Raw genomic sequence first — 13,661 nt, forward strand, 5'->3', positions numbered from 1 at the left:
CGGTCCCGTCATGCACCAGCTCACTGAAGAACAGATCATGCTCCGCGATGCAGCGGAATCCTGGGTACGACAGCGCGCTCCAGTCGGCGCGCTGCGCCGGTTGCGCGCCAATGGCGCGGCGACGACAGGATTCGATCCCGCGCTCTACGCCGAGATCGCCGAGATGGGCTGGGCGAGCGTGATCATACCCGAAGAATTTGGCGGTGCGGATTTCGGCTATGCCAGCCTCGGCCTTGTCCTGGAGCAACTTGGCCGGACCCTGGTGTCGTCGCCGCTGCTCAGTTCCGCGCTTGCCGGGGCCAGTGCGCTACGGCTCGGCGGAACGCCCGAACAGCAGGCGCATTGGCTGCCGCGGATCGCGGACGGATCGTCGATCGCGACGCTCGCGGTCGACGAGGGCGCGCGCCATGATCCGCATCACACGGCATTGCATGCCGATGCGGACGGCACGGGCTGGCGGTTGACGGGGCGCAAGCAGCCGGTGCTGCATGGCATGGCGGCGGATCTGCTGATCGTGTCCGCCCGGACGGCTGAGGGCATCACCCTGTTCCTGGTTGAAGCCGATATGGCGGGCGTTTCGCGGATCGGGCTGAGCGAGATCGAACCGCGCGGATCGGCCGCGATCGAATTCGTGGGTGTGGCCGTGAGTGCGGCGGCTGTGCTGGGAACCGTGGGAGAGGGCGCGTTCTTGCTCGATGCCGTCCTCGATCGCGCGCGGATCGGTGCTGCGGCCGAAATGCTGGGCGCCGCCAGCGAGGCGTTCGAGACGACGCTCGACTATCTGCGCACGCGCGTCCAGTTCGGCGAGATCATCGGCACCTTCCAGGCACTCCAGCACCGCGTTGCCGCGCTTTACGGCGAGATCGAACTGACGCGTTCGGCGGTGGCGGCGGCGCTCGCCGCGCTCGATCGTGACGGACCCGATGTCGCGGAACTGGCATCGATCGCCAAGGTGCTCGCCGGGGAGACGCTGCGCCTCGTTTCCTCGGAAATGATCCAGCTCCATGGCGGGATCGGCATGACCGACGAGCATGACGCGGGCTATTATTACAAGCGCGCCCGCGTGGCCGACATGAGCTATGGCAGCGCCGCCTATCATCGCGAGCGTTTCGCCGTGCTTACCGGCCATTGACCGCGATGCGCATGATCAAGGCAGGAACCACTCGATGACGATATCGCGCGAAGTCCGGCTGGTCAGCCGTCCGGTCGGCACGCCCGTGCCCGGCGATTTCGAAATGGCTTCGGTCGATCTGCCCGATCCGGGGCCGGGCGAGGTTCAGGTCCGAAATCGCTGGATGGCCGTCGATCCCGCGATGCGCGGGCGGATGAGCGACGCCAGATCCTATATCCCGCCCTTCGTGCTCGGTGCCGCGATGGAGGGGCCGGCGATCGGCGAGGTGGTGGCGTCGAACGATCCCGCCTTCGCACCGGGCGATATCGTCTTTTCGCGGATGGGCTGGCGTGAGGCATTCAACGCGCCCGCGAGCGCGCTCAAGTCGCGCGATTGCAGCATACTCCCGCAAAGCGCTTATCTGGGTTTCGCTGGCATGACCGGGCTGACCGCCTATGCCGGGCTGTTCGAGGTCGCGGCGCTGAAGCCAGGCGACGTGGTATTCGTGTCCGCCGCATCGGGCGGCGTCGGATCCAATGTGTGCCAGTTCGCCAAGCTGCGCGGGCACAAGGTGATCGGCGCGGCGGGCGGTGCGGAGAAGATCGCCTATCTCAAGGATGTTCTCGGCGTCGATGAGGTCATCGACTACAAGGCCGAACCCAGCCTGACCAAGGCGCTCGCGCGCGCGGCGCCCGAGGGCGTCGACGTCTATTTCGAGAATGTCGGCGGCGAGCATCTCCAGGCCGCGCTTGCCATCGCCAATCCGAAAGCGCGTTTCGCGCTGTGCGGCATGATCTCGCAATATAACGCGACCGAGCCCAATGCCGCGCCGCGCAACCTGATGCAGGCGGTGGTCAAGAGCCTGAGGCTGCAGGGCTTCATAGCGCTCGACTATCATCATCTGGAACCGGCGCTGCTGCGCGACGTGACGTCATGGTATCAGGCGGGCAGTCTCGCTCAGGCCGAAACCGTCTATGAAGGCGTGGATCGTGCGCTGGACGGCTTTTTCGGTCTTTTTTCGGGCGCGAATCTCGGGCGCACGCTGGTAAGACTCGGCTGATGTACGATCTTCTGCATGGCTTGCGCGTGGTCGAGGGCGCGGCATTCATCGCCGGTCCGTCCTGCGGGCTGCATCTGGCGCAGATGGGTGCCGAGGTGATCCGTTTCGACAATATCGGCGGCGGGCCGGATTTCCGCCGCTGGCCGCTCGCCCCCAACGGAGCCAGCCTGTATTGGGAAGGGTTGAACAAGGGCAAGAAATCGGTCGCGCTCAACCTGTCCTCGCCCGAGGGGCGTGAACTGGCGGTGGCGCTCGCGACCGCGCCGGGCGAGAATGCCGGCCTGTTCGTCACCAACTACCCGGCAGAAGGTTTCCTGTCGCACGCCGCGCTCAAGGCGAAGCGCGACGATATCGTCTGCGTCCGCGTGATGGGCTGGGCAGACGGTGCGCCTGCGGTTGACTATACCGTCAATGCGGCGTCGGGCATTCCGATGATGACCGGTCCGGTCGACGATCCGCGCCCCGTCAATCACGTGCTGCCGGCCTGGGATCTGCTCGGCGGCGCCTATGCGGCCTTCTCGCTGGTCGCGGCGGAACGCGCAAGGCGCGAGGGCCGGGGCGGCGGCGAAGTCCGCGTGCCGCTCTCGGATCTGGTCGCGTCGAGCCTCAGCCACATGGGTTCGCTCGCCGAAGTGCTCGTTTCGGGCCAGGATCGTCCGCGCATGGGCAATGATCTGTTCGGCGCCTTCGGCCGCGATTTCGCGGCGGCTGGCGGGGAGCGCGTGATGATCGTCGCGATCACGCCCAATCAGTGGCGCGGGCTGGTCCGTGCGCTCGATCTGGCCGATGCCGTCGCCGCGCTTGAAAACGAGCTGGACGTTGCCTTCGCCGCCGACGAAGCGGCGCGCTTCACGCATCGCGACCGGCTGTTCCCGCTGTTCGAGGCGGCGATCGCGGCGCGCGACCTTGCCGTGCTCGGGCCGGCTTTCGACGCGGCGGGCGTCACCTGGTCCAGATATCGGGGGCTGCGCGAAGCCGCGACGGGAGACACGCGGCTGTTCGCTGCCAATCCGATCTTCCAGACGATCCGCCATCCCAGCGGGCTCGACTATCCCGCCGCCGGGCCGGCGGGCACGTTGTCTGGCCAGCCGCGCGGGCCCGTGTCGCCGGCACCGCGCCTTGGCGAGCATACCGACGAGGTGCTGGCCTCGCTCCTTGGCTTCGACAGCGGTGCGATCGGTGCGCTGCACGATCGCGGCGTGGTGGCGAGCGCCCGATGAGCCTGGATCCGGCGCTGATCGAGCAATGGCGCGGCTGGATCGGCCGCAGCGAGCGCAATGTCGAATATCTCCATCGCGAATCCATGCGCCGTTATGCCGCCGCATCGGGTGGCGATCTCGACATCGAATCGCGGCAACCTTCGCTCGGCCATTGGGCCTATTTCCTGCCGACGGTCGCCGCGGATGGGGTGGGGGTGGACGGTCATCCGCTTCGCGGCGGTTTCCTGCCGCCGATCACGTTGCCGCGCCGGATGTTCGCGGCCGCCGAGATCCGTTTCGAGCGCCCCTTGCTGCTCGATGTCGAGGCGGAGCTGGCCATGACGATCCGCGATGTGAAGCATCGGGTCGGCAAGTCGGGAGAACTGGTGCTGATCGAACTGGACCGCGTGCTGAGCCAGCAGGGCATCGGGCGGTTGAGCGAGCGCCAGACCATCGTCTATCGCGATGTCGGCGCACCGACGCCTGCCGTGGAGGATGTCGGGCTCTCTGTCGGAGACGACGATGAGCGCTGGCTGCCGGGGTCGATCGATCTGTTCCGCTATTCGGCGGCGACCTTCAACGGCCACCGCATCCATTACGACCTGCCTTATGCGACCGCGGACGAGGGATATCCCGGCCTCGTCGTGCATGGCCCGCTCACCGCAACTCGGCTTCATGCCTATGCCGCACGCCGGCTGGGCCGGCCGCCGGTGCGTTTCGCGTTCCGCGCTGTCGCGCCGCTCTTTTGCGGGCAGGCCGTGCTGCTGCGGCCCGGCGGTATCGAGAATGAGATAGTCGCCGTCCGTTGCGACGGCATCACGGCGATGATCGCAACCGCCGATTAAACGGGGACCGATATGGACCAGGAAACCTTCACTCTTCTTCGCGACACCGTTCGCCGGTTTGTCGACCAGCGCTTGATTCCGGCCGAGGATCAGGTCGAGCATGACGATCTCGTGCCTGAGGCGATCGTCGCCGAAATGCGCGAGCTTGGCTTGTTCGGCCTGTCGGTGCCCGAGGAATATGGCGGGCTCGGCCTGACCATGGTCGAGGAGGCGGCGGTGATCCGCGAGCTGACGCGTGCGTCGGTGGTCTTCCGTTCGGTGATCGGCACGACAGTCGGCATCGGCAGCCAGGGGATCGTCATCGACGGGACCGAGGAGCAGAAGCGCGAATGGCTGCCCAGGCTCGCGACTGGCGAAGCGGTGTCGAGCTTCGGCCTGACCGAGCCGGACGCGGGTTCCGACGCCGCCTCGCTGCGTACGGTTGCGGTCCGCGACGGTGACAATTATCGGATCACCGGCACCAAGCGTTTCATTACCAATGCCGGCCGCGCGACCGTCTTCACCTTGATGGCGCGCAGCGAGCCCGACGTGAAGGGTGCGGGTGGCATTTCCGCCTTCATCGTTCCCGCCGATACGCCTGGCATCAGCCTGGGCAAGCCCGACAAGAAAATGGGGCAGCGTGGCGCGCACGTCTATGATGTGATCCTCGATGATGTCGTCGTGCCGGCCGCCAACATCATCGGCGGCGTCCCCGGCCTGGGCTTCAAGACCGCGATGAAGGTGCTCGATCGCGGCCGCATCCATATCGCGGCGGTCGCGATGGGCATGTGCGACCGCTTGATCGAGATGAGCCTGCGCTACGCGATGGAGCGCAAGCAGTTCGGCCAGCGCATCGCCGATTTCCAGCTCGTCCAGGCAATGCTCGCCGATTGCAAGACCGAGGCGCTGGCGGTGGAGGCGCTGATGGAGCGCGCCGCCGCGCGCTTCGATGCGGGTGAGAAGATCAGTCTGGAGGCGTCGGCGCTCAAATATCTCGCGAGCGAAACGGTCGGCCGGATCGCCGACCGAGCCGTCCAGATCCATGGCGGCGCGGGTTATATTTCCGAATATAAGGTTGAGCGCTTCTATCGCGACGTGCGTGTGTTGCGCCTTTACGAGGGCACCTCTCAAATCCAGCAGCTTATTATCGCGCGCGAAATGATCCGCGCGGCTGGCTAATCGAACGAAAAGGACAGGAAACACCATGCGCAAGGCCGCTATCGTCACGCCGCTCCGCACGCCCGTCGGCAAATTCATGGGCGCGCTTTCCGGTATGCAGGCCGGCGATCTCGGCGCGGTGATCATCAAGGCGCTGGTCGAGCGCACCGGCATTGATCCGATGCGGATCGACGATGTCGTCTTCGCGCAGGGCTATGGCAATGGCGAGGCGCCGGCGGTCGGCCGCTGGGCGGCGCTCGCCGCCGGGCTGCCGATCGAAGTGCCGGGCTATCAACTCGACCGCCGCTGCGGCAGCGGGCTCCAGGCGGTGATCGACGCGGCGATGATGGTTCAGACGGGCGCGGCCGACGTCGTGATCGCCGGCGGCGTCGAGAGCATGAGCAATGTCGAATATTACTCGACCGACATGCGCAAGGGCGCGCGCTCGGGTTCGTCGACGATGCATGACCGGTTGACGCGTGGACGGCTGATGTCGCAGCCGATCGAACGCTTCGGCGTGATCAGCGGCATGATCGAGACCGCCGAGAATCTGGCGAAGGATTACGGCATCAGCCGTGAGGCCTGCGACGAATATGCCGTGATGAGCCACCAGCGCGCCACCGCCGCATGGGCCGAGAACCGCTTTGCCGACGAACTCGTTCCCGTCGCCGTGCCGCAGCGCAAGGGCGATCCGGTGATGTTCACCAGGGACGAAGGTTTCCGGCCGGACGCGACGCTGGAATCGCTCGGTGCGCTCCGCGCGATCGAGAAGGGGGGCGTGGTGACGGCGGGCAATGCCAGCCAGCAGAACGATGCCGCCGCCGCCTGCCTCGTCGTCGCCGAGGACAAATTGGCCGAACTCGGTCTCGAGCCGCTGGCCTGGTTCCATAGCTGGGCGGCGGCGGGCTGCGAGCCGTCGCGCATGGGCATCGGCCCGGTGCCCGCCGTCGCGCGCCTGTTCGCGCGCACGGGGCTGAGCTGGGACGATATCGACCTGGTCGAACTCAACGAGGCGTTCGCGCCGCAGGTCCTTGCCGTTCTGAAGGGCTGGGGCTGGGACGACAGGGATCGCCTCAACGTCAATGGATCGGGCATCTCGCTCGGCCACCCGATCGGCGCCACTGGCGGCCGTATCCTCGCCAATCTCGTCCACGAACTCCGCCGTCGCGGCGGCCGTTACGGGCTGGAGACGATGTGTATCGGCGGCGGTCAAGGTCTGGCGGCGGTTTTCGAGCGGGCCTAGACTCGGCGTTCGGTTCCCGCCGTTGATGCGCGGCAACCATGTCGAAGTCGCTGGACGCATCCACCGCGATCCATCATGCGAAACGCGGGACGCTGACCGGGGCGTCCCCGTTTCGAGGTTTGCCATGTCCGATCGTTTCAAGGTGCTGCTTCAATATCTGTTGCCCAAGCAGCGACTGACCACCCTGGCCGGCCGTGTCGCCGGTGCGCGGGGTGGCGCCAGGACGACGGCGCTGATCCGCTGGTTTGTGCGCAGATACGGCGTTGACATGAGCGAGGCCGCGAATCCGGACATCGCCAGCTACCAGAGTTTCAACGACTTCTTCACGCGTCCGCTCAAGGCCGGTGCTCGACCGCTGGCGGAGGCCGATTTCATCTGTCCGGTGGATGGCGCGATCAGCCAGTTCGGTGCCATCGACGATCATCATATCATGCAGGCCAAGGGGCATCGCTTCACGACCACCGATCTGGTCGGAGGAGACGAGAGCCTGGCCGCGTATTTTCGTCACGGCGGGTTCGCCAACCTGTATTTGTCACCCCGGGACTATCACCGGCTGCACATGCCATGCGATGGCCGGCTGACGCGGATGATCCACGTGCCGGGTGCGTTGTTCTCGGTGAACCCAGTCACCGCGCGCGGCGTGCCGAACTTGTTCGCCCGTAACGAGCGTGTTGTCTGCGTGTTTGAATCGCCGGAGCATGGCCCGTTCGTGATGGTGCTGGTGGGCGCCACGATCGTTGGCAGCATGGCGACCGTCTGGCACGGCGTGGTCAACGCGAAGCGTACCGGCGCCGTTTCCGAATGGACCTATGCCGATCAAGCCATCGAGCTGAGCAAGGGCGAGGAAATGGGCCGCTTTCTGCTCGGCTCGACGATCGTGATGCTGTTCCGCCCGAACGTCATCGCATTCAATGAAACATGGGCACCGGAACGCCCGGTCCGCCTGGGCGAGAGGATGGGAATGCGGCCCTGAGGTTGGGCGGTTCCCGGCGCATGTCGCGGGTGGTGGAGCGCTTCAGTCCGCCTCTTCGGCATTCTCGCCGTGCAAGGTGATCTCGAGCCGGTCCCGGACGGTCTGGCCGAACAGCATCTCGACATCGGTGATGAATTTCTGCGCGATGGCGGCATCACCGAAAGAAACGACCTGCCCGCGAAACAGGCGGCTGTTCGTGATGCCCTTGAGCTGGACGACCTTGGTGGACAGCAACAGGCCGCGCAGCATGTTGCAGATCGCTTCGGCGTCCTCTTTCCCCTCCAGACGGATCGTGACCGACGACAACTCCACGGAATTCTTCTCTTCCAACCGAACGTTCCTTCAGAGAGCATCCGCCGCGTCCGCTGTCGGGATCCGCGTATTCGAATGCGTTTGTTGCGGGCGCGATACACGTGCCCGGCTGGTCGCGAAAGACTGAAGCGTCAGGGTCGCGCCGCATCGCAATCAAACCGATTGCGGTTCGAAACCAGTATGGCTAGCGTTATACCGATTGCATAATACAAGCGGAATCGCATCGATGCGATGCGAGAGGAAGGGACCTGGGCATGGCCAAGCTTGTTTTCGCGTTGAACCAGTCGCTCGATGGCTATGTCGATCATATTGGTTTTGGCCCCAGTCCGGCCCTTTTCCGCCATTTCATCGAGCATGCGGAAGGGCTGTCGGGCAGCCTGTACGGCCGCCGCATGTATGAGGTCATGCGCTATTGGGACGATGAAAATCCTGAATGGGATGCCGATTCGCGCGCGTTCGCGAATGCCTGGTGTCGTCAGCCGAAATGGGTGGTCTCGCGCACGTTGGAGTCCGTCGGCCCCAATGCCTCGCTTGTCGGGGGCGATCTGGAGGCGGCGGTTCGCGCGCTCAAGGCTGAGCGCGATGGCGAGATCGAAGTCGCCGGGCCGGAACTGGCGCGAAGCCTTGGCGAACTCGGCTTAATCGATGAATATCAGATCTATCTGCACCCCGTCGTGCTTGGCGGGGGCACGCCATATTTCGCCGCGCCGCGACCGCCGCTTCGCCTGATGGCGAGCGATCGGGTCGACGTGGACGTCATCAGGCTGACCTATGTTCCCGCCTGATCGGGCGGACGCCGGCCGCTCAGGGTCAGCAGCGCCACGCCGCCCAGCGTGATCAGCCCGCCGGCCACCATGACGGCGGTGATCGGCGTGCCGAAATAGAGCGACGCGCCGGCCACGCCGACCACCGGCGAAAGCAGCAGCAACGGCATCACCGACGAGATCGGATGGCGCTGGAGCAGATGCGCGAGCAGCCCCTGGCCGATCACAGTCGCGATCACACAGCTAAAGCCGAGCCAGGCCAATGGCACCAGCCCGATATCGGGCAGTGCCGCGATCGCGTCGCGCTCGAATGCGAACGCGAAGGGGGCGAGCACGATGGCCGCCATCAGTCCGTTCCAGGACTGGATGGTCATGATCGATATGCCGCCCAGCTTGCGCTGGATCAGCGTGCCCGATCCCCAAAGGAACGAGGCCGTGGCCATCAGCACCAGCCCCTTCAGTTCATGCGCGGCATGCGGATCGAACACGAGCATCACCACGCCGGCAAAGGCGATGGCGACGCCGAACACGCGCCGTCCGGACAGGCGTTCGCCCAGGATGATCGCGCCGAGCAGCAGCGAGAAGGGCACGCCGAGTTGCCCCGCGATCGCCAGCGCGCCGACATTGTCCGTCGCCATCAGCGACAGGTTGAGCACCAGCAGGAACAGCCCGCCATTGAGCAGTCCGTAAAGCGCCAGCCAGCCGTTCCGCCCGGGGACGCCACGGAAACCGCGCGCACACAGCAGGAAGACGATCGCCATGCGAACCGCCACGGCCAGGAAAGGCGCGGCCGCATCGACCACCACCTTCATCGCGACCAGATTGAGACCGAAGGCGATGTTGACGATCAGCACCGCCGCCAGATCGGCCGCGCCGAGATGTGGATCGACGGGTACTGGCGGCGGTCGGTTCATGCCGGTCGCCGCGTCAGAAGGATTTGGGCAGCCCCAGCACATGCGTCGCGACATGGCTGAGGATCAGGTTGGTCGAGATCGGCGCCACCTGATAAAGCCGCGTCTCGCGGAATTTGCGCTCGATGTCGTATTCCTCGGCGAAGCCGAAGCCGCCATGCGTCTGCACGCACATATCGGCCGCGAACCAGGATGCTTCGGATGCCAGCATCTTGGCCATGTTCGCTTCGGTGCCGAAGGCGCGGCCCTGTTCGCTCAATGCCCAGGCCTTCTCGACCATCGCCGCGGCGGCGCTGAGCTGGACATGCGCGCGCGCGATCGGGAATTGTACACCCTGATTTTCTCCGATGGGCCGGCCGAAGACCGCCCGGTCGCGCGCATAGGCGCTGGCGCGGTCGATGAAGAAGCGCCCGTCGCCGATGCATTCAGATGCGATCAGCACGCGCTCCGCATTCATGCCGTCGATGATGTAGCGGAATCCCTCGCCCTCGACGCCGATCAAGTTTTCCACGGGCACTTCGAGATCGTCGAAGAACAGTTCCGTTGTCGCATGATTGAGCATTGTCCGGATCGGGCGGATGGTCAGGCCGTTGCCCAGTGCCGCGCGCATGTCGACAAGCAGCACGCTCAGCCCCTGGGTGCGCTTCGCCACCTGATCGCGCGGTGTGGTGCGGACGAGCAGCACCATCAGGTCCGAATGCTCGGCGCGGCTGATCCAGATCTTCTGGCCGTTGACGATGTAGCGGTCACCCTCGCGCCGGGCATGAGTGGCGATGCGCGTCGTATCGGTGCCGCTGCCCGGTTCGGTCACGCCGAATGCCTGCAGGCGCACTTCGCCGCTGGCGACGCGTGGCAGCCATTGCGCCTTTTGCTCGGCCGAGCCGTGGTGGAGCAGCGTTCCCATCGTATACATCTGGGCATGGCAGGCGCCGCCATTGCAGCCGGAGCGGTGGATCTCTTCAAGGATCGCCGCCGCGGCGCCAAGCCCGAGACCCGAACCGCCAAATTCTTCGGGGATAAGCACGCTCAGCCAGCCCGCTTCGGTCAGCGCGCGGACGAAATCGGTGGGATAGGCGCGGTCGCGATCGAGCGCGCGCCAATATTCGCCGGGAAACCCGGCGCACAGGCGGCGGACGGCTTCGCGGATCTCCTGATGGTCTTCGGGTTCGATCATGGGTTCTGCTTCTGTTTGCGCGGCGGCGTCACTTGCGCTGCCGCGATCTCATCGGCCGAAAGGCCGAGCGATGAAAGCACGTCCTGCGTGTGCTCGCCAAGCGCGGGCGCGGGAATGCCGATCCCGCTGCGCGCGCCATCGACGATCGCGGGATAGCGCAGATACGTCATCGGTCCGGCGCCCGGATGGTCATGCTCGAACAACATGCCGCGCGCCTGATTGTGCGGATCCTCCGGCACCTGGTCGAGCGTGTTGGCGACCGCGATCGGGATGTTGCGCGCCAGCGCCAGCGCGATCCATTCGGACGATGTCCGCGTCTGGAAAATGTCGCGCAGCACCGGGCGCAGCCATTGCGCCTCGACGCCATAGTCGACGGGAATGTCGGTGCGGATGGCTTGCTTCAGATCCGGCCGCTCCACCGCATCGCAGAAATTATACCAGAATTTCGGCTCGATCGCGCCGAACATCATAAAGCGGCCGTCCTTCGCTTCATACAGTGCATAAAGCACCGATCCCGCCGGCCAGCCTTCGTTCGCCACGCCGCGCGGCGCCATGCCGGTCAGGTCGGTGAGGCGGTCGTAGTTCAGGTTGGTGACGGTCGCGAGCCAGGATGCGGCGAGATTGCAGTCGGACGAGGCGACATCGATGAACGCGCCTTCGCCCGTTTGTTGACGTCTTACCAGCGCGGCGAGCCCGGCCATGACAGCGAAGGGGCCGCCCGAACCGGGGCTTGCCTTGATGCCACCGAACAGGTCGGTGCTTTCCGTGCGATCGATAAAGCCGTTCTCGTCCTTCGCGGCGGGCAGGCCGCCTGCCACCGCCGCCATCGAATAGCCATGGGCGCCGAGCCGCGCATAGGGGCCGGTCATGCCGAAGCCGGTGCTGGCCATATAGATGATGTCGGGTTTCACCGCGCGTTGCGCTTCGTAACCGATGCCCATCGCCTCGCATGCGCCGCCGCGCAGCCCGTCGGCGAAGATATCGGCGGTTTTCAGCAGTTCGAAAAAGGCGTGGCGGCCCGCTTCGGTATTGACGTTCAGCGTCACGCTTTTCTTGTTCTTGTTGACCTGCAGGTGCGCGGGGCTGTGGTGCGGGGTGATCTGGCCCAGCATGTCGCGTAGATAATCGCCTTTCAGCGGTTCCTCGACCTTGATCACCTCGGCACCCAGATCGCTCAGCAGCATGCCGAGATGATCGCCGTTGAGCAATATCCCGAACTCGATGACGCGCACGCCCTTCAACAGATCGAACACCGGCATCCCTCCTTAGAGCGATTTGTAGTTCGATGGACCCATCGAACGACACGACAATCGCGCCAAACATGACTTTGGAGCATGCGATCCGCTTTCAGCGGATCAAAGCATGCTCCAGACGGCTCAGTGATATCAAAATTGCACCGCAATGCAATTTCTGTTTTCAATCTTCGTCACGCTGCGATAGGCTGCAAGCAACTTCAAAGCACCGCAGGAGAGCGATGCATGGCAAGCGCCGCAAATGAAATACCCGCGCATGTTCCGCCCGAAATGGTCGGAGACTTCAACCTGTTCACGTCGCCCGGCATGCCGCCCACGCGCGGCGGCGATCCGCAGGGCGCGATCAGCTATCTCCATCAGGGGCCGCGCATCTTCTATGCGCCGAACAATACGCGGACGGGCAAGGGCACATGGGTGATCACGCGCGCGGAGGACCAGCGCCGCGTGCTCCAGGATGCTGAAAGCTTCTCCAGCCATCGTGCGATCTTCGCCTCGGCGCTGGGTGAGGACTGGCCGATGATCCCGCTCGAGATCGATCCGCCGAGCCATGCCGCCTACCGCACCATGCTCAATCCACTCTTCTCGCCGCGCAAGGTGATGCAGATGGAAGCGGCGGTGCGCGAACGCGCGGTGGCGCTGATCGAGGCGGTGAAGGCCAAGGGCAGTGATTGCGACGTCATGACGGATTTCGCCTTTCCCTTCGCGGTCAATATCTTCCTGCGCTTCATCGGATTGCCTGACAGCAGGCTCGACGAATTCGTCGATTGGGCGAACGATCAGTTGCATGGGGACGACATCAAGCGGCCGGCGGCCGCGCGCAAGATCGTCGCGTTCATCGACGAGCTGGCGGAATTGCGCCGGCGCGAACCCGCCGACGATTTCATGACCTTCGTCGTCCAGGCTGAGGTGGAAGGACGCAAGCTCACGGACCGCGAGGTGCGCGGCATCGGCGTGCTGATCCTGATCGCCGGGCTCGACACCGTCGCCGCGGCCATCGGCTTCGATCTCAACTATCTGGCGACGCACCCGGAGGATCAGCGGAAGCTGCGCGAGGATCCGTCACGCATCGTGCTGGCGGTGGAGGAGTTGCTGCGCGCCTATCCGACGGTCCAGCTCGTTCGGGTTGCGACGCGCGACATGGATTTCCAGGGCGCGCCAATCCGCAAGGGCGATTATATCTCGTGTCCGACAATGCTCGCCAATCGCGATCCGCGCGAATTTCCCGATCCCGATACGATCGATCTCGAGCGTGAGGACAATCGCCACGTCGCCTTCGCCTATGGCCCGCATCGTTGCCTGGGATCGCATCTCGCGCGCCGCGAGATCGTGATCGGGCTGGAGGAATGGCTGGCGCGCATCCCCGATTTCCGGATCAAGCCGGGCACCGCGCCGCTCACCTTTGGCGGTCATGTCTTCGGCATCGAGGAACTGGAGCTCGACTGGTCATGAGAAGCGCTCGTCTGATCCGGGTCGTCCCCGGCAAATGCCAAGGCCATGCGCGCTGCGCGGCGATGGCGCCCGATCTCTTCATCCTCGACGATGACGGCTATATCCTGCCGGGCGATATCGTGGTGGGAGAGGGGGATGCCGAGCGCGCATGGCGCGGCGCGAAGTCGTGTCCGGAGCGCGCGTTGGAAATCGTGGAGTAGCGCCATTGCAACCCTGTTCGTCATTCCGGC

At 65.1% G+C, this 13,661-nt stretch carries 14 protein-coding genes; 10 read left to right on the forward strand and 4 right to left on the reverse strand.

The features are described 5' to 3' along the window. Positions 1-10 precede the first annotated feature (10 nt). Genes ACODTA_RS14115 through asd form a run of 7 tightly spaced genes read left to right on the forward strand, consistent with a single transcriptional unit; the run spans position 11 to position 7,568 of the window. Positions 11-1,132 (forward strand): acyl-CoA dehydrogenase family protein, encoded by a 1,122-nt coding sequence (locus ACODTA_RS14115; RefSeq protein WP_489066548.1) that lies wholly within the window; start codon positions 11-13, stop codon positions 1,130-1,132. Positions 1,133-1,166: 34 nt separating this feature from the next. Next, the gene (locus ACODTA_RS14120) at positions 1,167-2,171 is read left to right on the forward strand and encodes an NADP-dependent oxidoreductase (protein WP_489066549.1); all 1,005 of its coding nucleotides are present in this window, start codon (positions 1,167-1,169) and stop codon (positions 2,169-2,171) included. Next, on the forward strand, positions 2,171-3,391 hold the full coding sequence (locus ACODTA_RS14125) for a CoA transferase (RefSeq protein ID WP_489066550.1): 1,221 nt from the start codon (positions 2,171-2,173) through the stop codon (positions 3,389-3,391). Before ACODTA_RS14120 ends, ACODTA_RS14125 begins: the two co-directional genes overlap by 1 nt. Further along, the gene (locus ACODTA_RS14130) at positions 3,388-4,215 is read left to right on the forward strand and encodes an HTD2 family dehydratase (RefSeq protein ID WP_489066551.1); all 828 of its coding nucleotides are present in this window, start codon (positions 3,388-3,390) and stop codon (positions 4,213-4,215) included. The genes ACODTA_RS14125 and ACODTA_RS14130 overlap by 4 nt, the downstream gene beginning before the upstream one ends. 12 nt (positions 4,216-4,227) lie before the next feature. Next, positions 4,228-5,373, forward strand: a complete 1,146-nt coding sequence (locus ACODTA_RS14135) for an acyl-CoA dehydrogenase family protein (RefSeq protein WP_489066552.1) — start codon at positions 4,228-4,230, stop codon at positions 5,371-5,373. Between the two features lie 25 nt (positions 5,374-5,398). Further along, positions 5,399-6,595 carry an acetyl-CoA C-acetyltransferase gene (locus ACODTA_RS14140; protein WP_489066553.1) on the forward strand — a complete coding sequence of 399 codons (1,197 nt, stop codon included), beginning with the start codon at positions 5,399-5,401 and terminating at the stop codon, positions 6,593-6,595. Between the two features lie 25 nt (positions 6,596-6,620). Then, positions 6,621-7,568 (forward strand): archaetidylserine decarboxylase, encoded by a 948-nt coding sequence (gene asd, locus ACODTA_RS14145; RefSeq protein ID WP_489066783.1) that lies wholly within the window; start codon positions 6,621-6,623, stop codon positions 7,566-7,568. Positions 7,569-7,610: 42 nt separating this feature from the next. Here the strand turns inward: asd and ACODTA_RS14150 are convergent, their stop codons facing one another. Then, on the reverse strand, positions 7,611-7,880 hold the full coding sequence (locus ACODTA_RS14150) for a hypothetical protein (protein WP_489066554.1): 270 nt from the start codon (positions 7,878-7,880) through the stop codon (positions 7,611-7,613). 254 nt (positions 7,881-8,134) lie between these two features. On the opposite strand from ACODTA_RS14150, the gene ACODTA_RS14155 reads away from it, so the two are divergent. After that, positions 8,135-8,665 carry a dihydrofolate reductase family protein gene (locus ACODTA_RS14155; RefSeq protein WP_489066555.1) on the forward strand — a complete coding sequence of 177 codons (531 nt, stop codon included), beginning with the start codon at positions 8,135-8,137 and terminating at the stop codon, positions 8,663-8,665. Here the strand turns inward: ACODTA_RS14155 and ACODTA_RS14160 are convergent. Genes ACODTA_RS14160 through ACODTA_RS14170 form a run of 3 tightly spaced genes read right to left on the reverse strand, consistent with a single transcriptional unit; the run spans position 8,650 to position 11,982 of the window. Further along, a complete protein-coding gene (locus tag ACODTA_RS14160; RefSeq protein ID WP_489066556.1) occupies positions 8,650-9,558 on the reverse strand; it encodes a DMT family transporter in 909 nt (302 codons plus the stop codon). The two genes, ACODTA_RS14155 and ACODTA_RS14160, sit on opposite strands and share 16 nt — an antisense overlap. Before the next feature lie 13 nt (positions 9,559-9,571). Further along, on the reverse strand, positions 9,572-10,729 hold the full coding sequence (locus tag ACODTA_RS14165) for an acyl-CoA dehydrogenase family protein (RefSeq protein WP_489066557.1): 1,158 nt from the start codon (positions 10,727-10,729) through the stop codon (positions 9,572-9,574). Next, on the reverse strand, positions 10,726-11,982 hold the full coding sequence (locus ACODTA_RS14170; protein ID WP_489066558.1) for a CaiB/BaiF CoA transferase family protein: 1,257 nt from the start codon (positions 11,980-11,982) through the stop codon (positions 10,726-10,728). Before ACODTA_RS14170 ends, ACODTA_RS14165 begins: the two co-directional genes overlap by 4 nt. A 225-nt stretch (positions 11,983-12,207) precedes the next feature. Between ACODTA_RS14170 and ACODTA_RS14175 the strand changes: the two genes are divergently transcribed. Further along, on the forward strand, positions 12,208-13,431 hold the full coding sequence (locus tag ACODTA_RS14175; protein WP_489066559.1) for a cytochrome P450: 1,224 nt from the start codon (positions 12,208-12,210) through the stop codon (positions 13,429-13,431). Then, positions 13,428-13,631, forward strand: a complete 204-nt coding sequence (locus ACODTA_RS14180) for a ferredoxin (protein ID WP_489066560.1) — start codon at positions 13,428-13,430, stop codon at positions 13,629-13,631. Before ACODTA_RS14175 ends, ACODTA_RS14180 begins: the two co-directional genes overlap by 4 nt. The last annotated feature ends 30 nt before the right edge of the window (positions 13,632-13,661 follow it).

This window comes from Sphingomonas sp. FG14 (assembly GCF_057809675.1).